We start from the raw sequence: 24,400 nt of genomic DNA, 5'->3' as shown, positions 1-24,400 counted from the left end.
TGGGTACGTACGTTCCTATGACGGCTGACCCCGGCACACCCACCGCCACCTATCGCCTCCAGCTCCAGCCCGCCTTCCCGTTCGCGGCGGCGGAGCGAGCGGTGCCGTATCTGGCCTCGCTCGGCGTCTCCCATCTGCATCTGTCCCCCGTGCTGGAGGCGGTGCCCGGCTCCACCCACGGCTATGACGTGGTGGACCACTCCACCGTCCGGGCCGACCTTGGCGGCGCGGAGGGGCTGCGCGCACTCGCCCGTACGGCGCGGGCGCACGGCCTCGGGCTGATCGTCGACATCGTCCCGAACCATATGGCCGCCCCCGCCCCCGAGCGGCTCAACGGCCCGCTGTGGGAGGTGCTGCGGGACGGGCCGACGTCCGCGTACGCGCGGTGGTTCGACATCGACTGGCAGGCCCAGGGCAGCAAGGTGCTGCTGCCGGTGCTCGGCGGTCCGCTCGGCGAGGAGTGGGAGCGGCTGCGGATCGAGGACGGGGTGCTGCGCTACTACGACCACGCCTTCCCCCTGCGGCCCGGCACCGAGGGGCTGCCGCTCGCCGAGCTGCTGGACGCCCAGTGGTACCGGCTCGGCTGGTGGCGGCTGGCCCGCACCGAGCTGAACTACCGGCGCTTCTTCACCATCTCCGAGCTGATCGCGGTGCGGGTGGAGGATCCCGAGGTCTTCGACGCCACCCATGCCACGCTGCTGGAGCTGATGCGGGACGGGGTCGTGGACGGGCTGCGGATCGACCATCCGGACGGGCTCGCCGATCCGGAGGGCTATCTGCGGCGGCTGGACCGGGCGGTGCGGGCGGCGACGGACGAGACGAGGGACGGGGCGGGCGGGGGCGGCCGGTGGACCGCGTCGGAGGGCGGGGGCGGACGGTGGACGGTGGTCGAGAAGATCCTCGGCCGGGACGAGCGGCTCCCCGCGACCTGGCCGGTGGCCGGGACCACCGGCTATGACGCGCTGCACCACATCGACGGGCTCTTCGTCGACCCGGACGGGCTGGCGAAGCTGACCGTCCTCTATCGCGACTTCGCCGCTCCCCCGGCCGACCTCGGCGGCGACTGGCCCACGACGGTCCGCCGCGCCGCCCGTGAGGTGGTCACCCACGAACTGGCCGCCGAGGTGGCACGGCTGACGCGCATCGCCTCCCGTATCTGCGCGGCCGACCCCCGGCTGCGCGACCACGCGCCCTGGGCGCTGCGCACCGCGATCCGCGAGCTGCTGGTGCGGCTGCCCGTCTACCGTCCGTACGCCTCCGTGGGCGGCCCGCCCGCGACGGACGCCGACGCGGTGATGCTGGGCTCGGCGGCGGCGGACGCCCGGGAGGCGTTCACGGTGGAGCAGGAGGCCCGGGTGGTGCGGGTCGTACGGGACGCGGCGCTCGGCAGGCTCGGGGACGGCCCGGACCACCGCGACTTCTGCGCCCGCTTCGCCCAGACGGCGGCCGCGCTGCGCGCCAAGTCGGTGGAGGACACCGCCTTCTACCGCTACACCCCGCTGCTGTCGGCCGCCGAGGTGGGCGGCGATCCGGGGCGGCCGGCCGTGGCCCCCGAGGAGTTCCACGCCTTCGCCGCCCGGCGCTCAAGGGACTGGCCCGCCACCGGCACGGTGCTGTCCACGCATGACACCAAGCGCAGCGCGGACGCCAGGGCCCGGCTCGCGGCGCTCACCGAATGCCCGGACTGGTGGGGGCGGATGGTGGCGGAGCCGGCCCGCTCGGCCCCCGCCCCCGATCCCCAGTTGGCCTGGACGGCCTGGCAGACCGCGCTCGCGCTCGGCCACGGGGAGGCCGCACGGCTGGTCCCCGCCGTGCTCAAGGGGGTGCGCGAGGCGGGGCTGCGGACGACCTGGACGGAGCAGAACGCGGCGTACGAGGAGGAGGTGACCGCCTTCCTGGAGGCCGGGCCGTGCGCGGCCGACCCGTCGGTGTGGGCCGCGATCGGCGCCGAACTCGACGGACCGGCGCGGGCCAACGCGCTCGGCGCCGCCCTGCTGCACCTCACCATGCCGGGCGTCCCGGACCTGTATATGGGCACCGAACACCTCTATACGGCCCTGGTCGACCCGGACAACCGCCGCCCGCCCGCGCTGGGCGTCGAACCGACGGACGGCCCGTCGGCCGAAAAGCTGCTGCTCACCCGGGCAGCACTGAACCTGCGCCGGGAGCATCCGGAGTGGTTCGGCCCCGGGAGTACGTATACGCCGCTGCTCGCCTCCGGTCCGTCCGCCGAGCACTGCGTGGCCTTCTTACGAACGGACAGCGCGGACAGCACGGACGGCACACACGGCACACACGGCGGCGCCGTCACCGTCGTCACCCGGCTGTCGCGACGGCTGGCGGAGGCGGGCGGCTGGGGAGCCACCCGGCTGCCGCTGCCACCGGGCCGCTGGCGGGATCCGCTGAGCGGGCGGACGGCCGAGGGGTCCGCGCCGCTGGACGAGCTGCTGTCCGGGCTTCCGGTGGCGCTGCTGGTCCGGAGCTGACGGTCCCCGATGCTGATCCGGAGCTGACGGTCCCCGGGGCGCAGCGGGCCGCCGTCCCTCCTGACGGCCCGCCAGAAACCCGCCACGTCCACGTCCTGAAGCATTTACAGGTGGACGGGGGCGCGCTACGTTCACCAAGCAATTGGGAGCGCTCCCACACCGACGGTTCCTGACCCGTTCACGTCGAAGGGAAACACGCGCAATGCCTCGACGATTACTGGCTCTCGCCACTTCCGCACGCCCACCGGGCCCCTCCCGTGCGCGCAGGTCCGTACTTCTGGTCCTGCTCTCGGTCCTGCCCGCCCTGGGCCTCGTCTTCTTCTCCTCGGGCGGCGCTTCCGCGCATGGCGCGCCGATGGCGCCGGGCAGCCGCACCTACCTCTGCTGGAAGTACAGCCTGTCCTCGACCGGTGAGGTCAAGCCGACCAATCCGGCGTGCAAGGCCGCGTACGACAAGAGCGGTGCGACGCCCTTCTACAACTGGTTCGCGGTGCTCCGCTCGGACGGCGCGGGCCGCACCAAGGGATTCATCCCGGACGGCAAGCTGTGCAGCGGCGCGGCCACCGTCTATGACTTCTCCGGGTTCGACGTGGGCAGCAAGGACTGGCCGGTGACCCATCTGACGGCCGGCAAGTCGATGCAGTTCTCGTACAACGCCTGGGCCGCGCACCCGGGGTCGTTCCGCAGCTATGTCACCAAGGCCCCGATCGACCCGACCAAGCCGCTCACCTGGAACGACCTGGAGGACCAGCCGTTCAACACGGTGACGAACCCGCCGCTGTCCGGCCAGGTCGGCACGGTCGACGGCAAGTACACCTGGACGGCCGATCTGCCCTCCGGCAAGAGCGGGCGCCACATCATCTACACCGTGTGGACGCGCTCGGACAGTCAGGAGACCTTCTACAGTTGCTCCGACGTGGTCTTCGACGGCGGCAACGGCGAGGTGACGGTCCCCGGCGGCAGTGGCGGGGGCAGCGACCCCACGGATCCGCCGGGCAATCCGCCGACGGCCTCCTGCTCCGCCGCCCAGAAGGTGACCAGCACCTGGAACGGCGGCTATCAGGCCGAGGTGACGGTCACCAACTCCGGTGCCACGCCGATCTCCTCGTGGATGGTCGACTGGACGGTGCCGTCCGGGCAGCGGATCGACAGCGTCTGGAACGGCAAGCTGTCCGCAACCGGTTCCTCGGCATCGGTCACCAACTCCGACTGGAACGGTTCACTGGCCGCCGGGGCGTCGACGACCTTCGGCTATACGGCCGGTGGCGGCTCTCCGGACACGGCGGCCGCGCCGATCTGCATGGTGCACTAGTCTGCCTCTCACACCAGTCCACGCAGGTGCTCCGACCCGCTCATTGATCTGTCAGGTGCACCTCATCCCATGCCGGTCTGCCGCCCCTTCCCCCTCGTGGGCGGCAGGCCGGCCCCTCCCCAAAAAGGCGTGGACACAGCGACATCGGCGGCCATAGAGTGCGGGCACGCCCTGATACGAGGAAGGAGGCGAGAGCAATGGACATCACCACGTATCCGCGCTCCCGCCCCCTGTCCGCCGGGCGTATTCGCGTCTGATCCCATCGATCAGGCATCCGACCGGGAGCGCATCACTTTCCTGGAAGGAACCCCATGACCGATCTGGTCATCCGTCCTCTCACCGAGGACGACGCCCATCTGTTCCACACCCTGCGGGTCCCCCCGCTCGTCGGCCGGGGCTGCCTCGGCCACACCTACGCCACCGTCGGCCAGGGCGGCGAATATCGCCCCGAGTGGACCTGGGTGGCGCTGCGCGAGGGGCGGGTCGTGGCCCGCGCCGCGTGGTGGGGCGGCCCCGAGGACACCGCGCCCATCGCCCTGGACTGGTTCGACTTCGCCGACGGCGAGGCCGACGCCGCCGCCGAACTGCTGCGCACCGCACCGCTGCACACCGAGTACAGCCTGCTGGCCCCGCCCGGCTGGCGCGAACAGCCCGAACTGCGGGCCGCCGCCCAGGCCCGTATCGACGCCGCCGTGGCGAGCGGGCTGGCCCCCCTGGTCGAGCGCTACCGCTATGAGTGGACGCCGGAGTGCGGACTGCCCGAGCGCCCGGGGCGGCTGGAGTTCCGGCCGGAGCCCGATGACGCGGCGATCGAGGACGCGCTGCGCCGCATCATGCCGGGCTCGCTCGACGCGCACGACCGGCGCGCCATCGCCCGGGGAGGTGTCGATGCCGCGGTGCGGGAGCTGATGGACATCCTCGCCTGGTTCCCGTCGCCGCGCGAGTGGTGGCGGCTGGCCTGGACGCCCGAGGGGGAGCTGGTCGGCATCCAGGTGCCCGTGCGTAATCCCAATGGCCCCTGCGTGGGCTTCATAGGGGTCGTCGCCGAGCAGCGCGGCCACGGCTACGCGTACGACCTGCTCGTGGAGTGCACCCATGATCTGGTGGAGCAGGGCGCCACCAAGATCGCGGCGGCGACGGACCAGCCCAACCTCCCCATGGCCGCGCACTTCGCCAGGGCGGGGTACCCCCTCACCCAGGAGCGCATCGACCTCATCTGACCGGTGCCGCCCTGCTGCGCCGCCGGCGCCGCGTCCCGCAGCATGGTCGGGGACCGTCGGTCGAGGTGAGGAGAGGCCAGTGCTGTTCGAGGTGTGGGCGCCGCACGCCGGGCGGGTCGGGCTCCATGTGGACGGGCATGACCGCCCCATGGAGCCCGACCCGGGCCGCGCGGGGTGGTGGCGGGCCGAGGCCGAGGCCGGGCACGGGGCGCGGTACGGCTTCGCGCTGGACGACGGCCCGCCGCTCCCCGATCCGCGCTCCCGCCGCCAGCCGGACGGCCCCGAGGGCCTGAGCGCGGTGGTCGACCACTCCCGCTTCCGCTGGGAACGGGAGTGGTTCGGGCGGCCACTGCCGGGCGCGGTCCTCTACGAGCTGCACATCGGCACCTTCACCCATGAGGGCACCTTCGAGGCGGCGGCCGAACGGCTGCCGCACCTGGCCGAGTTGGGCGTCACGCATGTGGAGCTGATGCCCGTCTGCCCGTTCCCCGGGACCCATGGCTGGGGGTACGACGGTGTGGCGCCCTGGGCGGTGCACGAACCGTACGGCGGGCCGGAGGGGCTGGCGCGGTTCGTGGACGCCGCGCACGGGCACGGCCTCGGCGTGGTCCTGGACGTGGTCCACAACCATCTGGGCCCCGCCGGCAACCACCTCCCGGCCTTCGGACCGTACTTCACCGACACCCACCACACCCCCTGGGGCGCGGCGGTCAACCTCGACGCCCCCGGCTCCGACGAGGTGCGCGCGTACTTCACCGGCAGCGCGCTCGCCTGGCTGCGCGACTTCCGCCTGGACGGGCTGCGGCTGGACGCGGTGCACGCGCTGCGCGACAACCGGGCCCGGCACTTCCTGGCCGAGCTGTCGGCCGCCGTGGACGCGCTGGCCGCCCGCACCGGCCGCCCACTGTTCCTGATCGGCGAGTCGGATCTCAACGATCCGCGCACCACCACCCCGCGCGAGGCGGGCGGCCATGGGCTGCACGCGCAGTGGAACGACGACTTCCATCACGCCCTGCACACCTTTCTCACCGGTGAGCGGCAGGGCTACTACGCCGACTTCGCCGCCGAGGGGCCCGGGGCGCTGGTCAAGACGCTGATGGGCGGCTTCTTCCACGACGGCACCCATTCGACGTTCCGGGGCCGCCGCCACGGCACTCCGCTGACCCCGCACACCACCCCCGCGCACCGGCTGCTCGGCTACGCACAGACGCATGACCAGGTCGGCAACCGGGCGGTCGGCGACCGGCTCGCCGCCCGGCTCTCCCCCGGGCTGCTGGCCTGCGCGGCGGCCGTGGTGCTGTGCGCGCCCTTCACCCCCATGCTCTTCATGGGCGAGGAGTGGGGCGCCCGCACGCCCTGGCAGTACTTCACCGACCACCAGGATCCGGAGCTGGCCGAGGCGGTGCGGTCCGGCCGCCGCCGGGAGTTCGCCGCCCACGGCTGGGCGGAGGGGGACATCCCCGACCCCCAGGACCCGGCCACCCGGCTGCGGTCCTGCCTCGACTGGCGGGAGGCGGAGCGGGAGCCGCACCGGGCGCTGCTCGACTGGTACCGCCGGCTGATCGCGCTGCGCCGCGCCGAACCGGCCCTGACCGACCCCACCTGGGCGTATACGGGTCTGTCCACCGGTTCGGACGGCTGCTTCAGCTTTCAGCGCGGCCCGCTGCGGGTTCTGCTCAACCCGGGCGACCGGCCGGTCGAGACCTGGCTGGGGCCCCGGACCGGCGAGGTCACCGAGGTGGTCGCGGCCTGGCGGCGGATCGAGCTCCCGGGCCCGGACGGCATGCTGAGACTGCCGCCCGAGACCGCCGCCGTGCTGCGGCTGGGGCCGCGGCCCTGAGGGGCTCGGGCCTCTTCGGAGGCCCTGAGGCTCAGCCCTCCTCGCAACCCTGAGGCTCAGCCCTCCTCGCAGACCCTGAGACTCAGCCCTCCTCGGGGGTCAGCCGCAGCGAGATGGAGTTGATGCAGTAGCGCTGATCGGTCGGGGTGGGGTAGCCCTCGCCCGCGAAGACATGGCCGAGGTGCGAACCGCAGCGGGTGCACCGCACCTCGGTGCGGGCCATGCCGTGCGAGCGGTCCTCCAGCAGCTCGACGGCCGAGCTGTCGGCCGGGTCGTAGAACGACGGCCAGCCGCAGTGGCTCTCGAACTTCGTCTCCGAGCGGAACAGCTCCGCCCCGCACGCCCGGCAGGAGTAGACGCCGACCGTCTTGGAATCGGTGTACTCACCGGTGAAGGCACGCTCGGTACCGGCTTCCCGCAGTACGTGGTACTCCTGCGGCGTCAGCTCGGCGCGCCACTGCTCCTCCGGCTTGTCGATCTCGTACGCCATGGGGACGGACCTCCTCAGTTCTCCGGGCTCGTCAGACGGGCGAGAATCTCCGGACCGAGATCGGTCACATCGCCCGCGCCCATGGTGAGAACAAGGTCACCGGGCTTGGCCATTCCGGCGATCAGCTCGGGCACCGCGTTCCGGTCGTGTTCGGCGGTCACATCCGCCCCGCGGCGGGCCGCGGCGTCGATCACCAGGGCGCTGGTGATGCCGGGGACCGGGTCCTCACGGGCGGGGTAGATGTCCAGGACCACGGAGGCGTCGGCGAGCGCGAGCGCCTCGCCCATCTCGGTGCCCAGCTCCTGGGTGCGGCTGAACAGATGCGGCTGGAAGACCACCAGCACCCGGCCCTCCCCGGCGCCGCCGCGGATCGCCTCCAGGTCGGCGGCGATCTCGGTGGGGTGGTGGGCGTAGGAGTCGATCACCTGCACCCCGGCCGCGGTGCCCTTGAGCTGCAACCGCCGCTTGACGCCGGTGTACGAGGCGAGGGCGGGGGCCAGCTCGTGGGCCGGGACGCCGAGGGCGGCACCCGCGGTGAGGGCGGCGACGGCGTTGAGCGCGTAGTGGCGGCCGGGCACGGAGACGGTGAAGGTGATCTCCGCACCGCCCAGGGACTCCGCGAGCCGGACGGTGACCTCGCTGGTCAGCCCGTGCGGCTCGATGGCCAGCACCCGTACGTCGGCGCTCTGGTCCTCGCCGTAGGTGAGCACCCGCGGCGGCTCCTCGCCCCCGGTGACCCGGGCGGTCAGCTCACGGGCGCCGGACTGGTCGGCGGAGATCACCAGCGCGCCGCCGGGCCGGATCCGGCCGACGAAGGTCTGGAACGACGCGTAGATCTCGTCCATCGAGGCGTAGTTGGCGTGGTGGTCCAGCTCCACATTGAGGATGATCGCCACCTCGGGCGCGTACTTGTGGAAGCTGCGGTCGCTCTCGTCGGCCTCGGCGACGAAGATCTCGCCGTCGCCGTGGCGGGCGCTGGAGCCGGGGGCGTCCAGATCGCCGCCGATGACGTACGACGGGTCCAGGCCCAGGGTGCGCAGCGAGACGGCCAGCATCGAGGTCGTGGTCGTCTTGCCGTGGGTGCCCGCGACCGCGATCGGCCGGGAGCCGTCCATCAGCGCGGCGAGCGCGTCGGAGCGGTGCACCACCGGGATGCCGCGCTCGTGCGCCGTGACCATTTCGAGGTTGTCGGCGCGGATGGCGCTGGAGACGACGACGCTGGTGGCGTCGGCGGCGATGTTCCCGGCCGCGTGGCCGATGTGCACCGTCGCGCCCAGCTCGCGCAGTGCCCCGACGATCGGCGAGTCCTTGGTGTCGCTGCCCGAGACCTGTGCGCCGCGCATGGCGAGGACCTTCGCCACGCCCGACATCCCGGCGCCGCCGATGCCGATGAAGTGCGGTCGATCCAGCGCGTCGGAGGCGGTGCCGGCCGGTGCCATGTACGGGTCTCCCCTGGTTCTCGGTGAGTGCTGTCGGCCCGATTCTCGCACCCCCGGCGGCCCGCCCCGCCGATGGCCGCAAGGACCCGTGCCGCGGCTCGGTCGCCGGCCGTGGTCCGGTCTCACGCCGGCCGTGGTCCGGTCTCAGCCGCCGGCCGTGGTCCGGTCTCAGCCGCCGGCCGTGGTCTGGTCCTCGTCCACCGCGTGCGAGAAGAGCTTCAGCACCGGGACCCCCACCTTGTGGCGCGCCCGCGAGGCCCAGTCCCGGTGGAAGAACTCCTCCACGAAGTGCGGGGCGGTGAGCACGATCACCTCATCGGCCCCGGTCTCCTCCACGACACCGCGCAGCACCTCCAGCGGACGGCGCTGGACGACATGGCCCCGGGCCCGGCTCCCGGCCGCCTCGAGCGCGGCCACCGAGTGGGTCAGCGCCTTCTCGGCGGGCTCCAGCGCCTCCCTGCCCTCCGGCTCCTCCCCCTCCTGGGCGGCCTGCTCCAGCTCGCCGAGGGCGATGTCGTCGATCGCCCGCAGCAGCCGGTCCTTGCTGCCCCGGGGCTGCATCAGGACGACGAAGGAGACGGGATCATCGCCGTGCAAGGTGGTGACGAATTCCACGTCGGCGGGGGTCAGGGGCTTCTCAATCATCAATACGCTCGTGAACACGGCGGATGCCCTTCTCCTTCGCGATCCTTTTCGCGGGTTTACGGACGTTTTTATAAGTTATTGATAAATCCGACGGTAGCGGGTGAAAAGAAACCCGGCTTCCTCCAGGACGGAATCGAGGGTGAACTGTTCCGGTTCCCCCAGTTCGGCCCCGTCCATGATCCGCTTCGCGGCCCCCGCGGTGACCAGGGGGGCCACCGCCAGACACAGCTCGTCCAGCACCCCGGCCGCCGCGAACTGCGCCAGCAGCGTGGGGCCGCCTTCGGTGAGCAGCCGGGTGTGGCCCAGCTCCGCGAGCGCGGTCACGACCGCCGCCGCGTCGACCCGGCCGGACGGCCCCGCCCCGGCGAAGACCACCTCGGCCCCCGCCGCACGGGCCCGCTCGATCCGCTCCGCCGCGGCCGCCGCGCCCGTGATCACGATCGTCGGGACCAGCGGCTCGGTGAACAGCGGCATCGAGAAGTCCAGGTCCAGGCTCGCACTCACGACGGCGATCGCGGGCGCGGGCGCCTGGCCGAGCGCCGCCCGCCGTTCGGCGAACGCCTCACGGGCGCGCGCCGGGCGGTAGCCCTCCAGGCGTACGGTCTCCGCGCCCACCACCACGGCGTCGGCGAGCCCGCGCAGCACCCCGAAGATCCGCATATCGGCATCGGAGGACAGGGGCTTGGACCGGCCGTCGTGATGGGCCGCCCCGTCCAGCGAGGACACCATGTTGGCCCGCAGGAAGGCGCCCGAGGGGCCGTGCGGCGGCTCCGGATACGCGTAGGCGTCGGCCAGTTCGTCGAGGGCCCATTCACGGTCTTCGGCCGCGCGCTCTCCGGCGGTCGTTCCGGAAGAGCTGTCGGCAGACGTTCGGGCAGGCACGGGGAACAGGCGTCGCATAGGCCGCAGTGTGACATGCCTCCCTCTCGGACAGCGCTCGGGTGAAGAGCGACTACCCTGGATATCCGTGTCTGCACCAACCACCGCATCCGGCTCGGCAGGCCGCATAGCCGCCGAAGCCCCCGCCGCTCTCACCGCCCGTGCGCCGCAGGTCCCCGCGGAACGCCTGGTCGCCGAGATGGTGCCGCCTCCCCGCTTCGCCACCGTGAGCTTCGACAACTACATCACCGACCCCGGCCAGCCCAGCCAGGCCGAGGCGGTCGAGGCGCTGCGAACCTTCGCCGGACGGCTCGACGGCGGGGCGGGTGCCAAGGGCGGCCGCCGCAGGCACTGGTTCCGCCGGGAGGCCAAGCCCGCGGCGGGCGGCGGGCCGCGCGGGATGTACCTCGACGGCGGCTACGGCGTCGGCAAGACCCATCTGCTGGCCTCCCTGTGGCACGCCACCCCGGCCGCTCCCGAGCTGAAGGCGTTCGGCACCTTCGTGGAGCTGACCAACCTGGTCGGCGCGCTCGGCTTCCAGCAGACCGTGCGGACCCTGAGCGGCCACCGGCTGCTGTGCATCGACGAGTTCGAGCTGGACGACCCGGGCGACACCGTCCTGGTCTCCACGCTGCTGGGCAAGCTGGTCGAGGCGGGCGTGGCGCTCGCCGCGACGTCCAACACGCTGCCCGGCAAGCTGGGCGAGGGCCGGTTCGCCGCGGCCGACTTCCTGCGCGAGATCCAGGGGCTGTCCGCCCACTTCCGTGCCCTGCGCATCGACGGCGAGGACTACCGCCACCGCGGTCTGCCCGCGGCCCCCGCCCCGCAGTCCGACGAGACGGTCACCCGGGCTGCGCGCCACATACCCGGCGCCTCCCTGGACGACTTCCCCGCCCTGCTGGACCATCTGTCCCGGGTGCATCCGAGCCGCTACGGCGCGATGTGCGACGGCGTCCAGGCCGTCTGCCTGACCGGGGTCGGCCCGATACCCGACCAGTCGACCGCGCTGCGGCTGGTGGTGCTGGCCGACCGGCTCTACGACCGCGAGCTGCCGGTGCTGGCCTCCGGGGTGCCGTTCGACCAGCTCTTCAGCGAGGAGATGCTGAACGGCGGCTACCGGAAGAAGTACTTCCGGGCGATATCCCGGCTCACGGCCCTCGCCCGGGACGCGAAGGGGCTGGCCGACGCGGCGTCGTAGGGGCGCGTCGTAGGGCCGCTGAGCGCGGATGGGCGCGGCGCATGGCTGATCGACTGGCGACGCATCGGTGATCGGATGGTTCCCGTGCTCCCGCACCCGTGATACACACGTGCGGTCATCTTCTCTGTCCGCCAGCAGGGAGTTACCGCATGTCAGCGACACGGCGTCAGCTTCTCGGCCGCACCGGCGCACTGGGGGCCTCCATCGCCTCGATCGCCTTCACCGGCAGCGTCTCCGAACTCTTCGCCGGGACGGCCGCGGCCGTCGAACCGGATTCCCCGCCACTCGGCCGGGGCGGCTACGGCCCCCTGGTCCCCGACCCCGATGGACTGCTCGACCTGCCCGAGGGATTCCGCTACCGGGTGCTCTCGCGTGAGGGCGACGAACTCCGTTCCGGCGAGGGCAAGGTCCCCAGCCACTGCGACGGCATGGCCGCCTTCCCGGGCCGCACCGGCGACCGCCACGGCCGTACGCATCTGGTCCGCAACCATGAGAACCGTACCGACGCCGCGATCCGCGTCCCCGCGGTCAGCGGCCTCACCTACGACCCGATGGGCCTGGGCGGCTGTACCGCCCTGGAGCTCGACTCCGGCAACCGCGTGCTGTCCGAGCGGGTGGCCATCGCGGGCACCGCGGTCAACTGCGCGGGCGGCCCCACCCCGTGGCACACCTGGCTGACCTGCGAGGAGACCGAGGACCGGGCCGGTACCAACGGCTACACCAAGGACCACGGCTTCATCTTCGAGGTCGACCCGTACGATCCGCGCCGCACCGGCGCCGTACCGCTCACCGCCATGGGCCGCTTCCAGCACGAGGCCATCGCGGTCGATCCGCGCAGCGGCGTCGTCTACGAGACCGAGGACGCCTTCGAGAAGCCCTTCGGGCTCTTCTACCGCTTCCGGCCGAAGAAGCCGCTCGGCGGCATCGGCTCGCTACGGGCGGGCGGGAAGCTACAGGCGCTGCGGGTGCCGGGGGTGCCCGATCTGTCCACCATCCAGGAGCCCGGCACCACCTTCGACCGCGTCGAGTGGGTGGACGTCCCCGACCCGCTCGCCCGCCAAACCCCCATCCGCTTCCAGGACTTCGGCCCAGGTGGGATCACCCACGCCCAGAAGCTGGAAGGGTGCTACTGGGGCGGCTCGTCCGTCTACTTCGTCTCCAGCTTCGCCAAGAGCGCGGACGGCTCGGCGGCCGATCACTTCGGCCAGATCTGGCGCTACGACCCCGACCGGCGGCGCCTCACGCTGGTGATCGTCTTCGGCCCCGAGACGGATGTCCAACTGCCCGGTGAGTCCCCCGACAACATCACGCTCGCGCCCAGCGGCGGCCTGATGGTCTGCGAGGACGGCAACGGCGCCCAGCACGTCTACGGACTGACCCGGCGCGGCGAGGTCTATCCGATGGCCCGGGGCGCGCAGAACATTGGCACACCGGAGGAGCCCGAGTGGGGTGAGTTCGCGGGCGTCACCTTCGCGCCGGACCGCCGCACGATGTATGTGAACTGCTACACCCCGGGCACGACGTTCGCCGTGACCGGGCCCTGGGGCCACTGAGCGCTCCGCTGGAAGTGTCGCGATGCGTCGTCGGCCGACTGCGGCGCCGTCGTGGCCGGTCGCGCAGTTCCCCGCGCCCCTTCGGGGCGCTGCCCGAACCGTAGCGGACTTCCTCTGACCTGCTTAGCGCCGTTGCGCGGTGCTGGGGTGGGCTCTGTTCGGCGGCTTCGCCGGGCAGGGCCCACGGGGTGTCCGGCGGACCACGCGGCGGAGCCGCATATCGATGCTTTCCCCTCCCCGCCCCTTCCCGATACCAGGGGCTCCGCCCCTGGACCCCGGGGTCTGGGGCCCGGAGCCCGGGGCAGAGCCCTGCCACGCGGCGGAGCCGCACATCGAGGCCGTAGGAAGGGACGCGGAGGCAAGCAGCCCACCCGGCCGCGCCCCACTGCCACGGGCGCCACCCCCTGGACCCCCGGGCCCGGGGCAGCGCCCCGCCACACGGCGGAACCGCACATCGACGCCGCAGGAAGAGGCGAGGAGGGAAGCAACCCGCCCGCCCGCGCCCCACTGCCAGGGCCGCCGCCCCTGGCACCCCGGGGGTCCGGGGCAGCGCCCTGGTTGGGGAAGGGGCGGGGGCAGCCAGCCGTCGGCGGCAAGATCCGCCGGACACCTCCTAGCCGGAGCAGGCCGTGCGCTGGGCCTCCTGCCACTCGCAGACGGGGCACAGCGTCGCTCCGGGGCGCGAGGCGGGGTGCTCGGTGGGCTCGCCGCACAGCACGCAGTCCGCGTACGGCGGGCCCTCGGGAAGGTCCTTACGGTCGTCATCGACCCGTCGGTCGTCCATGACGCGTCGCTCGTCCATGGCCCCTCGATCGTCCATGACTCCTCGCTCGTCCATGGCCCGAACCCTACGACCGGCGGGAGCTGAGCGCGCAGACCAGCGCGGTCGCCCCGGCGGCGGCCACGGCGGTCAGGGCCAAGGGCAGCAGGGGCATCCTCACGGTGCCGCTGAGCGAGCCGTCGACCAGCCCCGACACGGCGGCGTTCGCGGGCGAGGCACCGGCCACCGACACCAGCAGCGCGGTGAGCATGGTGACCGGGATCGCCCAGCCGGAGCGGCGCAACAGCGGCCGGTTGCACAGCGCGCCGACGGCCGTGCCGAGCAGGGCGCACGCGAACGCGGCGAGCAGCCCGGCGACGGTCGCCTCCGGCACGGGGACCTCGTGCTGGTGGTCCGCGCTGTGCGGATCGCTGACGGCCGCGACGAGCAGCGTCCCCGGGGTGCCGAGCAGCAGCGCCGCGCCCAGCGCGGTCAGCACGGCGGCGAGATGCACCCGGGCCGGTCCGGCCGCCGCCGAGGCGCAGTCGCGCGCCGCGGCGGGCTCCTGGGTGACACACACCCGCACCAGCCAGGCGGCGACGGGCAGCAGCGCGGCGGCGGCGTAGCCGAGCGAGTCGAGGATCGGCTGCCCGGACTGCACCCCGATCCCCAGGAACGCGCCGTAGAGCAGCAGCGGCGGCAGCCAGCGGTGCGAGCGGGCCAGCAGGGCCGCCTGATAGCGCAGCAGCGCGGTCATGCCTCCTCCTTCGGCCCATCGACGGGCCCATGAAGCGCTTCGATGGGCTCCTGGGGCGCCTTGTCGGGTTCCTGAGCCCCTTCGGCGGGCTCGCGAAGCGAGGCGCTTTCGGCGGGCTCGCGAGGAAACTCGACGGGCTCGCCAGGCACCCCGGTGAGGCCCCGAGGCACCTCAGCCGCCCCGTGAGGCGCTTCGGTGGGTTCCTGCGGCGCTTCGGTGGGCTCGTGGGTGTCGCTGACGGTTGTCACCGTGCGGATGTGCCACGGCGGGGCAGCGGTCAGGAGGGTGCGGAGCAGGGCGTCGGAGTGGGTGGCGGCGACCGTCAGCCGTACGACCTGGCCCGCCGGACCGGCGGGCGCCTTACCGCTCCCGCCCCCGTGCGCTGCGGGGCCGTACTCGCGCACCGCCCCGCCCGGGAGCCCGGCGGGCAGCTCGGCCCCGGGCGGTCCCTCGGCCTCCACTCGGACCCATGCGTCGGCCGGGGCCGTGGGCCGTCCCGGCCGCCGCATCCCGGCCGGGGCCGTGCGCCGTCCCGGCCGCGTCCCGGCGGGGGATGACGGCTCACCGGCCGAAGCCGACGGGCCGGGCGCGGCCGGGGCGGGCGCGGCCGGGGCGGGCGGGCGCCCGCCCGGTGGCACGGGCTCCCGGCCGGGCGGAACCGTCGTTGCCTCCGTGTCCACCGGCACCAGTCGGGTCTCGGCGACGCGCAGGACCCGGTCCGGGGCCCCGGCGAGGCGGCGTGGGTCGTGGTCGACGAAGACGACCGCGCCGCCGTCGGCCACCCGCTCGGCGACCGCCGCGTCCAGCACCCCGCGCGCGGCTTGGTCGAGGCCGGTCCATGCCTCGTCCAGGACCAGCAGCCCGGGAGCGGCCAGCAGCGCCTGTGCCACGGCGATCTTCTGGCTGGTGCCCTTGGACAGCTCGGCGAGCGGCGTGCCGGCGTATCCGTCCGCCCCGAACCGTTCCAGCCACTCCCCCGCCCCGCGCGCCGCCGCGGCGCGGGACAGCCCGTGGATGCGGCCCAGGTGGGTGAGGTAGCCGAGGGCGGAGAACGGCAGCTCGGCCGGGAACCGCTCGGGGACGTACGCGGTGGCCGGGCGGCCGGTGATCCGGCCCGTGCTGGGGGCGTCGATCCCGGCGAGCAGCCGCAGCAGGGTGGACTTGCCGCTGCCGTTGCGCCCCTCGACTCGGGTCAGCGAACCCGGCGGCACCTCGAGATCGACACCGCGCAGCACCCAGGGCCCGCCCAGGCCGTACCGGCGGCCGACTCCTCGCAGTCTCATGGTGGTTGAGCATAGGCGGGGCGGCCGGGCCCGGCGGCCGCCGCCGCGGTCCTGGCACACTGGGCGCGTGACCAGCACCGACGCCAGCGCCGAAGTCCACAGCGAGACCGGCGCCCAGACCGGCACCGAGACCAGCGCCCAGACCAGCACCCGGGCAACCGCTCACCAGGGCACCGGATCCGGGGCCGACAGCAGCCCCTTCCGGCACTCCGAGACCGATCGGGACGCCGCGCCCCAGTTCGTCCTGCCCCTGGTGGTCCGGATCGAGAAGGCCGCGCCCCCGGCGCGCACGGACGCCCTGGAGACGGCGGCGCGCGCGGTGCTGGTGCTGCTGTCGGACGAGCGGGCGACGGCCGCGGACGGCGAGTGGGCCCAGGCCGTACGGGACTGGCAGGACGCCCGCATCCGCAAGGTGGTCCGGCGGGCGCGCGGCGCGGAGTGGCGGCGCGCGGGCGGGCTGCCGGGCATCACGATCATGGGCCGGGAGCCCGCCGCGACCGCTGCCGAGGACGGGCCGCCGCCGGCCGCCGAGGTGCGGGTTTTCCCGCCGGTACCGCTGGACGGCTGGCCCAAGGAGCTGGCCAAGCTCCAGGTGTCCGGCACCGACCTGGACGACCCCGAGCCGCCGCCCGCCCCCGATCTCAGCGGTCCGGTGCTGTGGCTGAGCCCCCATGTGGAGATGTCCGCGGGCAAGGCGATGGCCCAGGCCGGGCACGGTGCGCAGTTGGCCTGGTGGGAGCTGGACGACACGGTGCGGGCCGCCTGGCGCGAGGCCGGGTTCCCGCTGGCGGTGCGTACGGCATCGGCCGAGCGGTGGGACGAACTCACCACCAGCGGGCTGCCGGTGGTGCGCGACGCGGGGTTCACCGAGATCGCCCCGGGGTCCTGCACGGTGGTGGCCGACCATCCGGCACTGCGGCGGCCGTAAGGGCGTCGGCCCGCACCGGGCTCCTTCCGCGCGGGGGCTATCCCCTACGGCGGCGGATCGCGCGGATGGCGACCGGCGGGAGCACGCATGCGTTTGAGCCACCACGGGCACCGGCGGTGTGCGGTGGACGTGATGGCAGGATGAGGGAATGGTGACGAGTCAGCCGTGGGCAGAGCTCCACTGTGATCTCTTGGCGGCCCGGACGTTCGTGTACGACCCGAGCGGTTTTGCCTGCTCACAGCCGGTGTCCGAGCCGGAGAGCGCCGAGTACGCGGCTCATGGGTTCACGCTCGACGGGCGCTCGGTCAGGTTCCGTGTGGCCAAGACCACCCCGACGAAGGTTGGCCAGTTCGTCACCGTCTGGCAGCGGTCCGCGGAGGGGCCGATCCGGCCCTTCGACGCCGACGACGGAGTTGACCTCATCGTCATCAGCAGCCGTGACAGCGGCCAGTTCGGGCAGTTCGTGTTCCCGAGGGAGGTGCTGTGCGAGCGCGGGATCATGTCCCGGAACGGCTCCGCCGGGAAGCGAGGGTTCCGCGTCTACCCGCCGTGGGTGGCCACGGCCAATCGCCAGGCGGGCAGCACTCAGGCATGGCAGGTGAACTACTTCCTGCACCTCGGCGAGGACGGGTTCGAGGACGGGCCCGTTGACCTGGCGCGCGCCCGCGCCCTCTACCGCGCGTAGATCCGGAACCCGGAACCACCCGGCGCCGCGGCGGCCGTAAGGCCGCCCGCCGCGCCGGGGCTTATTCCGCGCCCAGCGGCTACCGCTTGCGGCGGCGGATCGCGCGGGTGACGACCGGCGGAAGCACATCCGCGGCGAGCCGCCGGACCGCCGTGGGACGGCGCGCCGCGGCGGCGGACGCCGGTGCGGTGGGCGCGGAGCGCTGCTCGGGGGCGGGGTCGCGCGGCTCACCGGCGTAGCGGGAGGTGGGCGGGGTCGGGTTCGCGGGCTTCCCCGAGAACCGCAGCACCCTGCGGCCCGCGATCTCCTGCACGCTGGTGTGCATCCCCTTGCGCCACTCCTCGTCCGCGAGCAGCTCGTCCTGGATGGGCTCCGGGTCGCCCCAGGTGCCGTAGAGCTTCTGCGTGGTCAGGCAGATGGGCCGCAGGCCCCGGGTGAACACCGCCTCCCAGGCCGCGGCGGCCACCCCGGGGGTGTGCTCGGAGCGGAAGTCGTCGAGGACGACGAGACCGCCGGGCACCAGCGTGCTGTGCGCGGTGCCGATGTCGCCCGCCACATGCTCGTACAGGTGCGAGGCGTCCACGTGGATGAAGCGGCAGGTGTCCGCGCCGACGTGGTCCGGCACGACGGAGGTCGGGCCCTGGAGGACGAACGGCAGCTCGTCCCAGAAGGCCAGGTAGTTCTGCTCGAATGCGGTGCGGGTCAGCGTGGAGTACGACTTGCGTGCCTCCGCCGCGTTCTTCTCGTCCGGCGCGTCCGCGTCGAAGAGGTCACAGACCGTGAAGCGCTCGTTCGCCCGCAGATACGCGGCGGTGAAGATGGCGCTCTTGCCCATGTAGGCGCCCATCTCCATCAGGTCCCCGTGCTGCCCGAGGCGCTCCTGGCGGGTCAGAAAGCGGTCGAACAGTACTTGGTCAAGGCTGGGGAACCAGCCCTTGACGTCATTGAGGCTGCGGGGACGCTGGGCCGCGGGGGCGGTGGTGACCGTCATGTGGCTCTCTGTTCGTCGTTGGCGGCGGTCCGGAGAGACGTGTCCGGTGATCGTGTCCGGGAGCCCCTGGGGGAAAGGATCCTCGGGGACGGGGTCCCGGGGGACGCGAGTGGCCGCCACGGTCGCAGTGAAAGGCAACGCGGGACCGTCTCCCTTGTGACCATTCTGTGACCACGCCTCCTCCGGAAGGTCTTACGGAGCGGTGACGGAACGGCGCGGGGGCGGGCCCCGGCGCCCGCCCGGGCCTAGCGTCGTCCCCATGCGTGTACTGGTCACCGGAGGTGCGGGCTTCATCGGCTCGCACATCGTCACCGCCCTCACCGAGCACGGCCATGAGCCGGTCGTCCTCGATGCCCTGCTCCCGGCCGCTCATCCGACGCCGCCCGCGGTGGACGGGGAGTGGATCCACGCCGATGTGCGGGACCGGGAGGCGGTGGTCGCGGCGCTGCGCGGCGTGGACGCCGTATGCCATCAGGCGGCGATGGTCGGTCTCGGCAAGGACTTCGCGGACGCCCCGGCCTATGTGGGCTGCAACGACCTGGGCACCGCGGTGCTGCTGGCGGCGATGGCGGAACGCGGGGTGCGCGAACTGGTGCTGGCCGGGTCGATGGTCGTCTACGGGGAGGGGCGCTACGACTGCCCCCGCCACGGCCGGGTCCGTCCCGGTCCGCGCGCCGAGGCGGATCTCGCGGCGGGCCGCTTCGACCCCCGCTGCCCCGAATGCGGCACATCGCTGCGGCCCGGCAAGGTGGAGGAGGACGCGCCGGTCGATCCACGCAATGTGTACGCGACGACGAAGCTGGCCCAGGAGCATCTGGCGGCGGCCTGGGCCCGGTCGGTGGGCGGCCGTGCGGTGTCGCTGCGCTACCACAATGTGTACGGGCCGGGGATGCCGCGCGACACCCCCTACGCCGGGGTCGCCTCCTTCTTCCGCTCCGCCCTGGCGCGCGGCGAGGCGCCCACGGTCTTCGAGGACGGCGGCCAGCGCCGGGACTTCGTCCATGTCCGCGACGTGGCCGCGGCCAATGTCGCCGCCGTGGAGGCGGCGCCGGAGGTGGTGGCCCCGTCCACGCTGACCGCGTACAACACCGGCAGCGACGACCCCCATACGGTGGGCGAGATGGCCGGGGCCCTGGCCACGGCGTTCGGCGGCCCGGCGCCCGTGGTGACGGGCGGGTACCGGCTGGGCGACGTACGGCATATCACCGCGTCGTCGCGGCGGATCCGCGAGGCCCTGGGCTGGCGCGCGGCGATCTCCTTCACGGAGGGCATGACCGCGTTCGCCCACGCCCCACAGCGCGCGGGGGTTTGAGGCTGGGGGTGAGGCTGAGGAGGGCTGAGGCTCAGGGGGTTTGAGGCTGAGGAGTCTGAGGCTCAGGGGGTCTGAGGTTGAGGGGCCGGGCTGCCAGGGCCGTGCGGGGGGTCGGGGCCGAGCTGACGGCGTCGCTCAGGTGACGGCGGCGGGGAGGCGGACCTCGAAGCGGCAGCCGCCGTCGACATTGCGGACCGCCGCCTGGCCGTCGTGAGCCTCGACGATGCCACGGACGATGGCCAGGCCCAGACCGGCGCCCGCCGGAGGTGTGCGGGCGTTGCTGCCGCGCCAGCCGGTGTCGAAGACGCGCGGAAGGTCCTCCTCCGGGATCCCGCCGCAGCCGTCGGTGACCGACAGCACGACCGTGTCCGCCTCCCGCTCCGCGGTCACCGCGACCGTGCCGTCCGCCGGGGTGCGGCGGACGGCGTTGACGAGGAGGTTCCCGAGCACACGGGTCATCTCCTTGCCGTCGGCCTCCACCGGGACGGGGTCCACTCGGTCGCCGATCAACTGAACGCCCAGCTCGCGGGCGAGCGGATCGACCCCGGCGAGGGCGTCGCCGATCAGGTCGTAGACGGAGATCCGGGTGGGGGTGAGGGAGAGCGCCCCGGCGTGGATGCGGGAGAGCTCGAAGAGGTCGCCGACCATCGTGTTCAGCCGCTCCACCTCGGTGCGGATGCGGCGCAGGTAGCGGTCCGGGTCCGGGGCCACCCCGTCCTCCAGCGCCTCGGACATCGCGCGCAGCCCGGCCAGCGGGGTGCGCAGATCGTGGGATATCCAGGCGACCAGCTCCCGGCGGGAGGACTCCAGGGCGCGCTCACGCTCGCGGGAGGCGGCCAGCTTGGCGCTGGTGGCGGCCAGTTCGCGGCCGAGCGCGGCGAGTTCGGCGGTGGCCTGGCCGTCGGGGGCGGAGAAGCTCCCGCCGTCCCCGAAGGAGCGGGCGGCAAGGGCCAGCGCGTTGCTGCGCGCCACCACCCAGCGGCCCAGCAGCAGCGCGGTGGCCAGGGACACCACGGCGGCCATGGCGCAGACGGTCGTGACCACCGTCAGGTCGTGCGGGGACAGGAACATCGCCCAGGCCACGGCCAGGGTCCCGGTGAGCATCGCCGTGACCGCGACGGCGGCGACGACGGCGAGGGACACCGCGACCGAGCGACCGCGCACCAGCCGCAGCGCAAGCGCGCCCAGCAGACCGGCCGCCGCCGCGCCGAGGAAGGCGAACGCCGCCATGAGGAACACATCACGCATCGGAGCCCGCCCCCCGCCCGTCGCCGTCCCGTCGTGTCCGGTCCCGTCCGTCGCCGCCCCGTCGCCCCTCGTCCGGTCGTGCCTCGTCCCGTGGGCCGTCGTCCGGTGGCCCCTCGTCGGCGGCCTCGGGCGGGGCGTCGAAGCGGTAGCCGATGCCCCAGACGGTCTGGATGAGCCGGGGCGCGGCGGGATCGTCCTCGACCTTTCCGCGCAGCCGCCGCACATGGACGGTGACGGTGGACAGATCTCCGAAGTCCCAGCCCCACACCTCGCGCATCAGCTCCTCGCGGGCGAAGGCCACCCCCGGGTTGCGCAGCAGAAAGGACAGCAGGTCGAACTCGCGCACCGTCAGGCCGAGTTCCCGGCCGTTCCGGGTGGCGCGCCGGGCCAGGGGATCGAGGGTGATCCCGGCGCGGTGTGCCACACCGCCCGGGGCGGGCGCGGACGAGCCGGGGACCTGCGGGCCGGTCCGGCCGCGGCGCAGCACCGACTCCACGCGCAGCACCAGCTCCCGTGGGCTGAACGGCTTGGTGACGTAGTCGTCCGCGCCGATCTCCAGGCCGAGGATTCGGTCCTCCTCGTCACCGCGCGCGGTGAGCATGATGACCGGCACCGGTCCCTTGTCGCGGAGCGCGCGGCACACCTCCAGCCCGTCCATACCGGGCAGCATCAGGTCGAGGACGACCAGATCCGGCCAGCGGGCGGCGGCGCGGGCGAGCGCCCCGGGACCGTCGGCGGCCTGGTCCACGGCGAATCCGGCCCGGCCGAGGTACCCGGCGACGACCTCGGCCACGGTCGGATCGTCGTCCACGACGAGCACGCGGGTGGGAGACGGGGTCTGCTGCATGCCCCACAGCGTGACACCGGGTCCGGCGCCAGGGTGCGGCAGGGAGCCCGCGGACCGGGCGACGTCCGTGTTTCGTAAGAACCTGAAGCCCGAAATGTCGCTTTCTCCTTCGTAGTGTGGTGCGGGTGACGAACTCGACCACCCCCTGTGCGGACGTCGTCCTGCCGTGTCTGGACGAAGCCGCCGCCCTGCCCTGGGTGCTGGCCCGCATCCCGGCCGGCTGGCGCGCCATCGTCGTCGACAACGGCTCCACGGACGGCTCGGCCACGATCGCCCGCGCCCACGGCGCCACCGTCGTGCACGAACCGCGCCGTGGCTTCGGCGCCGCCTGCCACGCCGGGCTCCTCGCCGCCGAGGCCGACATCGTCTGCTTCTGCGACTGCGACGCCTCGCTCGACCCCGGTCTGCTGACCTCCTTCGTGCGGACCGTCGCGGAAGGCGGCGCCGACCTCGTGCTGGGCCGACGGCGTCCCCAGGAGCGGGGGGCCTGGCCGATGCACGCCCGGCTCGGCAATATCGCGCTGACCCGCATGCTGCGCCGACGCACCGGCCTCACGCTGGGCGACCTCGGCCCGCTGCGCGCCGCGCGGCGCGAACCGCTGCTCGCCCTCGGCCTCACCGACCGCCGCAGCGGCTATCCGCTCCAGATGGTCGTGCGGGCCGCGGACGCGGGATGGCGGATCGAGGAGCGCGAGGTGCCGTACCGGCCGCGCACCGGGAAGTCGAAGGTCACCGGCACCTGGCGGGGCACCTGGCACGCGGTGCGCGATATGCGCGCCGTGCTGCGCCAGCCGCCGGTGGCCCACGACCTGGCCGCCGCCACGAGGGCCGCACGGTGAGCGCCGCGCCACGCGAGGGGGCGAACGCGGCGGAGGCCCCCTCGGCTCCCGACCGCCCCGGCTCCGGCCCTGACGCCGCCGACGGGCCGGTCGCCGGTGCGGGTATCCGTGCGGACACCGGCTCCCGGTCCGCCCACGAGGACGGGACGACGCTGCTCATCATCGCCAAGGAACCGGTGCCCGGGCGGGTGAAGACCAGGCTCACTCCCCCGTACACCCCCGCCGAGGCCGCCTCGCTCGCCGAGGCGTGCCTCGCCGACACGCTGCACGCCGTGCTCGCCATGCCCGCCCGCCGCAGGGTGCTGGTGCTCGACGGGCACCCCGGGCCATGGCTGCCGCCGGGGTTCGAGGTGGTGCCGCAGTGCGACGGCGGTCTGGACGAACGGCTCGCCGCGGCCTTCGCCGCCTGCCGGGGCGCCGCCCTGCTGATCGGCATGGACACCCCGCAGGTGACCCCCGCTCTGCTCGCCCCCGCGCTGGGCCCGAACGGCTGGCACGACTGCGACGCCTGGTTCGGCCCGGCCGCCGACGGTGGCTTCTGGGCCCTGGGCCTCGCGCAACCGGACCCCGGGCTGCTGCGGGGCGTGCCGATGTCCACCGCCACCACCGGTACCGCACAGCGGCGCCGACTGACGGACGCGGGGCTGCGGGTGCGTGACCTGCCGATACTGCGCGACGTGGACACGGCGGAGGACGCCGCACGCGTGGCGGCCGACGCCCCGGGCGGACGCCTCGCCCGCACCCTCGCCCGGCTGTCCCGGACCACCGCCCGATGAGCACGGCCGAGACAGTACGAGACGGATCCGTACACGAGGGACCGGTGCGCGAGGGATCCGTACGCGACGGATTGGTGCGAGACGGATCGGTATGTGAGCGGGCTCCCGCTCGCCGTGCGGCGGCCGCCTGGCATGCCGACCCCTATGTCCGGGCGCTGCACGCGGGCCAAGGTCCGCTGTTCCTGCGCCGAGCCGACGGCTGGATGCTGCCCTTGGACGTCGAACGCTGGTGTGCGGACGCCGACTCGGCCGACCGGACCGTGCTGCGGCGCTGCCAGGGCCCGGCCCTCGACATCGGCTGCGGACCCGGTCGGCTGGTGGCCGCGCTGGCCCTGCGCGGCCGCCCCTGCCTGGGCATCGACGTCAGCCAGGCCGCGGTCGCCCGAACGGTCCGTGCGGGCGGGCCTGCACTGTGCCGCTCGGTCTTCGAACCGCTGCCCGGCGAGGGACGCTGGGGCACGGCGCTGCTGATCGACGGCAACATCGGCATCGGCGGCGATCCCCGGGCACTCCTCGCGCGCGTCGCTCAACTCATAGCCCCCGACGGGCTGCTGCTGGTGGAGGCCGCGGCGGCCGATGTGGACGAGCGGGTGCGGGTGCGCGTGGACGACGGCCGGGGCGACATGGGAACGGCCTTCCCCTGGGCCCGGGTCGGCGTCCCCGCACTGCTGCACCACGCGCGCGTGGTGGGCTGGAACCCGGTCGAGCAGTGGACCGCGCGGGACCGGAGCTTTGTGTCGCTGCGCCGCACACCGCCCCTGCCCCGGTCCCCCACGGAGCGCTGAGCCGTGCCCGCGTCGCCGCGCGGCCTGCTGTGGCCCGGCCGACTCGCCCGATGGACCGGCCGGGTGCCTGATCAGCGCTCCGGCCCGGGCCCTCGCCCACCGGCCCGCGACCGCCTCGCACCACCGC

General features: G+C 73.8%; 22 protein-coding genes. 12 read left to right on the top strand and 10 right to left on the bottom strand.

Annotation, left to right across the window (positions count from 1 at the left end):
- Positions 1-17 precede the first annotated feature (17 nt).
- From treY to treZ, 4 genes are all read left to right on the top strand, one after another.
- Positions 18-2,486 carry a malto-oligosyltrehalose synthase gene (gene treY / locus ACK1X7_RS35405; RefSeq protein ID WP_390792789.1) on the top strand — a complete coding sequence of 823 codons (2,469 nt, stop codon included), beginning with the start codon at positions 18-20 and terminating at the stop codon, positions 2,484-2,486.
- A gap of 202 nt (positions 2,487-2,688) precedes the next feature.
- Positions 2,689-3,798 (top strand): lytic polysaccharide monooxygenase, encoded by a 1,110-nt coding sequence (locus ACK1X7_RS35400; RefSeq protein ID WP_398159973.1) that lies wholly within the window; start codon positions 2,689-2,691, stop codon positions 3,796-3,798.
- A 311-nt stretch (positions 3,799-4,109) separates the two neighbouring features.
- Entirely contained in the window at positions 4,110-5,018 is a 909-nt protein-coding gene (locus tag ACK1X7_RS35395; protein ID WP_385142876.1) for a GNAT family N-acetyltransferase, read from the top strand.
- A 79-nt stretch (positions 5,019-5,097) separates the two neighbouring features.
- Complete coding sequence (treZ, locus tag ACK1X7_RS35390) at positions 5,098-6,858, top strand: malto-oligosyltrehalose trehalohydrolase (RefSeq protein ID WP_413116125.1); 1,761 nt, start codon at positions 5,098-5,100, stop codon at positions 6,856-6,858.
- 82 nt (positions 6,859-6,940) lie between these two features.
- Here treZ and msrB read toward each other — a convergent pair whose 3' ends face one another.
- The 4 genes from msrB to ACK1X7_RS35370 all read right to left on the bottom strand — a co-directional run bounded on the left by msrB (position 6,941) and on the right by ACK1X7_RS35370 (position 10,332).
- On the bottom strand, positions 6,941-7,348 hold the full coding sequence (gene msrB / locus ACK1X7_RS35385; RefSeq protein ID WP_078644451.1) for a peptide-methionine (R)-S-oxide reductase MsrB: 408 nt from the start codon (positions 7,346-7,348) through the stop codon (positions 6,941-6,943).
- A gap of 14 nt (positions 7,349-7,362) precedes the next feature.
- Positions 7,363-8,787 (bottom strand): UDP-N-acetylmuramate--L-alanine ligase, encoded by a 1,425-nt coding sequence (gene murC / locus ACK1X7_RS35380; protein WP_385142881.1) that lies wholly within the window; start codon positions 8,785-8,787, stop codon positions 7,363-7,365.
- Between the two features lie 168 nt (positions 8,788-8,955).
- Positions 8,956-9,432 carry an indole-3-glycerol phosphate synthase gene (locus ACK1X7_RS35375; RefSeq protein WP_385142884.1) on the bottom strand — a complete coding sequence of 159 codons (477 nt, stop codon included), beginning with the start codon at positions 9,430-9,432 and terminating at the stop codon, positions 8,956-8,958.
- A gap of 75 nt (positions 9,433-9,507) precedes the next feature.
- Positions 9,508-10,332: a pyrimidine reductase family protein gene (locus ACK1X7_RS35370; RefSeq protein ID WP_385142887.1), complete on the bottom strand. Its 825-nt coding sequence runs from the start codon at positions 10,330-10,332 to the stop codon at positions 9,508-9,510.
- 67 nt (positions 10,333-10,399) lie between these two features.
- Between ACK1X7_RS35370 and zapE the strand changes: the two genes are divergently transcribed.
- Both zapE and ACK1X7_RS35360 read left to right on the top strand, forming a co-directional pair.
- Positions 10,400-11,509: a cell division protein ZapE gene (zapE, locus tag ACK1X7_RS35365; RefSeq protein WP_385142891.1), complete on the top strand. Its 1,110-nt coding sequence runs from the start codon at positions 10,400-10,402 to the stop codon at positions 11,507-11,509.
- Positions 11,510-11,658: 149 nt separating this feature from the next.
- Positions 11,659-13,062: an alkaline phosphatase PhoX gene (locus ACK1X7_RS35360; RefSeq protein ID WP_390792786.1), complete on the top strand. Its 1,404-nt coding sequence runs from the start codon at positions 11,659-11,661 to the stop codon at positions 13,060-13,062.
- A 613-nt stretch (positions 13,063-13,675) separates the two neighbouring features.
- Here the strand turns inward: ACK1X7_RS35360 and ACK1X7_RS35355 are convergent.
- From ACK1X7_RS35355 to ACK1X7_RS35345, 3 genes are read right to left on the bottom strand one after another with little or no spacing between them, the layout of a single operon-like run.
- The gene (locus ACK1X7_RS35355) at positions 13,676-13,900 is read right to left on the bottom strand and encodes a hypothetical protein (protein ID WP_361513529.1); all 225 of its coding nucleotides are present in this window, start codon (positions 13,898-13,900) and stop codon (positions 13,676-13,678) included.
- Between the two features lie 10 nt (positions 13,901-13,910).
- Positions 13,911-14,579: an ABC transporter gene (locus ACK1X7_RS35350; RefSeq protein ID WP_385144568.1), complete on the bottom strand. Its 669-nt coding sequence runs from the start codon at positions 14,577-14,579 to the stop codon at positions 13,911-13,913.
- A complete protein-coding gene (locus ACK1X7_RS35345) occupies positions 14,576-15,862 on the bottom strand; it encodes an ABC transporter ATP-binding protein (protein ID WP_413116124.1) in 1,287 nt (428 codons plus the stop codon). The genes ACK1X7_RS35350 and ACK1X7_RS35345 overlap by 4 nt, the downstream gene beginning before the upstream one ends.
- A gap of 67 nt (positions 15,863-15,929) precedes the next feature.
- Here ACK1X7_RS35345 and ACK1X7_RS35340 point away from each other — a divergent pair, with 67 nt between their 5' ends.
- Both ACK1X7_RS35340 and ACK1X7_RS35335 read left to right on the top strand, forming a co-directional pair.
- The gene (locus tag ACK1X7_RS35340) at positions 15,930-16,790 is read left to right on the top strand and encodes a peptidyl-tRNA hydrolase (protein ID WP_385144572.1); all 861 of its coding nucleotides are present in this window, start codon (positions 15,930-15,932) and stop codon (positions 16,788-16,790) included.
- Positions 16,791-16,938: 148 nt separating this feature from the next.
- Positions 16,939-17,475: a MepB family protein gene (locus ACK1X7_RS35335; RefSeq protein ID WP_385144574.1), complete on the top strand. Its 537-nt coding sequence runs from the start codon at positions 16,939-16,941 to the stop codon at positions 17,473-17,475.
- Positions 17,476-17,554: 79 nt separating this feature from the next.
- Here ACK1X7_RS35335 and ACK1X7_RS35330 read toward each other — a convergent pair whose 3' ends face one another.
- Positions 17,555-18,466, bottom strand: coding sequence for a class I SAM-dependent methyltransferase (locus tag ACK1X7_RS35330; protein WP_385144576.1), 912 nt, complete (start codon positions 18,464-18,466; stop codon positions 17,555-17,557).
- A 259-nt stretch (positions 18,467-18,725) separates the two neighbouring features.
- On the opposite strand from ACK1X7_RS35330, the gene ACK1X7_RS35325 reads away from it, so the two are divergent.
- The gene (locus ACK1X7_RS35325; protein WP_385144578.1) at positions 18,726-19,778 is read left to right on the top strand and encodes an NAD-dependent epimerase/dehydratase family protein; all 1,053 of its coding nucleotides are present in this window, start codon (positions 18,726-18,728) and stop codon (positions 19,776-19,778) included.
- A gap of 135 nt (positions 19,779-19,913) precedes the next feature.
- On the opposite strand, the gene ACK1X7_RS35320 is transcribed toward ACK1X7_RS35325, so the two are convergent.
- Positions 19,914-21,026: a sensor histidine kinase gene (locus ACK1X7_RS35320; protein WP_413116123.1), complete on the bottom strand. Its 1,113-nt coding sequence runs from the start codon at positions 21,024-21,026 to the stop codon at positions 19,914-19,916.
- Entirely contained in the window at positions 21,019-21,873 is an 855-nt protein-coding gene (locus ACK1X7_RS35315; RefSeq protein WP_385144582.1) for a response regulator transcription factor, read from the bottom strand. The genes ACK1X7_RS35320 and ACK1X7_RS35315 overlap by 8 nt, the downstream gene beginning before the upstream one ends.
- A 116-nt stretch (positions 21,874-21,989) precedes the next feature.
- Here ACK1X7_RS35315 and ACK1X7_RS35310 point away from each other — a divergent pair, with 116 nt between their 5' ends.
- From ACK1X7_RS35310 to ACK1X7_RS35300, 3 genes are all read left to right on the top strand, one after another.
- Positions 21,990-22,712: a glycosyltransferase family 2 protein gene (locus tag ACK1X7_RS35310; RefSeq protein WP_385144584.1), complete on the top strand. Its 723-nt coding sequence runs from the start codon at positions 21,990-21,992 to the stop codon at positions 22,710-22,712.
- A 104-nt stretch (positions 22,713-22,816) separates the two neighbouring features.
- Positions 22,817-23,488 (top strand): TIGR04282 family arsenosugar biosynthesis glycosyltransferase, encoded by a 672-nt coding sequence (locus ACK1X7_RS35305; protein ID WP_385144618.1) that lies wholly within the window; start codon positions 22,817-22,819, stop codon positions 23,486-23,488.
- Positions 23,485-24,273 (top strand): methyltransferase domain-containing protein, encoded by a 789-nt coding sequence (locus tag ACK1X7_RS35300; protein WP_385144586.1) that lies wholly within the window; start codon positions 23,485-23,487, stop codon positions 24,271-24,273. Before ACK1X7_RS35305 ends, ACK1X7_RS35300 begins: the two co-directional genes overlap by 4 nt.
- Positions 24,274-24,400: the final 127 nt, after the last annotated feature.

It is taken from the genome of Streptomyces sp. CY-1 (assembly GCF_047218265.1).
Lineage (GTDB): Bacteria > Actinomycetota > Actinomycetes > Streptomycetales > Streptomycetaceae > Streptomyces > Streptomyces niphimycinicus.
The sequence above is the reverse complement of the archived record's forward strand: the minus strand, read 5'-3'. Positions and strand labels throughout refer to the sequence as shown.

Coding starts and splice junctions, on each gene's coding strand:
- treY (WP_390792789.1), top strand. CDS start 18: ATGACGGCTGACCCCGGCACACCCACCGCCACCTATCGCCTCCAGCTC.
- ACK1X7_RS35400 (WP_398159973.1), top strand. CDS start 2,689: ATGCCTCGACGATTACTGGCTCTCGCCACTTCCGCACGCCCACCGGGC.
- ACK1X7_RS35395 (WP_385142876.1), top strand. CDS start 4,110: ATGACCGATCTGGTCATCCGTCCTCTCACCGAGGACGACGCCCATCTG.
- msrB (WP_078644451.1), bottom strand. CDS start 7,348: ATGGCGTACGAGATCGACAAGCCGGAGGAGCAGTGGCGCGCCGAGCTG.
- murC (WP_385142881.1), bottom strand. CDS start 8,787: ATGGCACCGGCCGGCACCGCCTCCGACGCGCTGGATCGACCGCACTTC.
- ACK1X7_RS35375 (WP_385142884.1), bottom strand. CDS start 9,432: ATGATTGAGAAGCCCCTGACCCCCGCCGACGTGGAATTCGTCACCACC.
- ACK1X7_RS35370 (WP_385142887.1), bottom strand. CDS start 10,332: ATGCGACGCCTGTTCCCCGTGCCTGCCCGAACGTCTGCCGACAGCTCT.
- ACK1X7_RS35360 (WP_390792786.1), top strand. CDS start 11,659: ATGTCAGCGACACGGCGTCAGCTTCTCGGCCGCACCGGCGCACTGGGG.
- ACK1X7_RS35355 (WP_361513529.1), bottom strand. CDS start 13,900: ATGGACGAGCGAGGAGTCATGGACGATCGAGGGGCCATGGACGAGCGA.
- ACK1X7_RS35350 (WP_385144568.1), bottom strand. CDS start 14,579: ATGACCGCGCTGCTGCGCTATCAGGCGGCCCTGCTGGCCCGCTCGCAC.
- ACK1X7_RS35345 (WP_413116124.1), bottom strand. CDS start 15,862: ATGAGACTGCGAGGAGTCGGCCGCCGGTACGGCCTGGGCGGGCCCTGG.
- ACK1X7_RS35335 (WP_385144574.1), top strand. CDS start 16,939: ATGGTGACGAGTCAGCCGTGGGCAGAGCTCCACTGTGATCTCTTGGCG.
- ACK1X7_RS35330 (WP_385144576.1), bottom strand. CDS start 18,466: ATGACGGTCACCACCGCCCCCGCGGCCCAGCGTCCCCGCAGCCTCAAT.
- ACK1X7_RS35325 (WP_385144578.1), top strand. CDS start 18,726: ATGCGTGTACTGGTCACCGGAGGTGCGGGCTTCATCGGCTCGCACATC.
- ACK1X7_RS35320 (WP_413116123.1), bottom strand. CDS start 21,026: ATGCGTGATGTGTTCCTCATGGCGGCGTTCGCCTTCCTCGGCGCGGCG.
- ACK1X7_RS35315 (WP_385144582.1), bottom strand. CDS start 21,873: ATGCAGCAGACCCCGTCTCCCACCCGCGTGCTCGTCGTGGACGACGAT.
- ACK1X7_RS35300 (WP_385144586.1), top strand. CDS start 23,485: ATGAGCACGGCCGAGACAGTACGAGACGGATCCGTACACGAGGGACCG.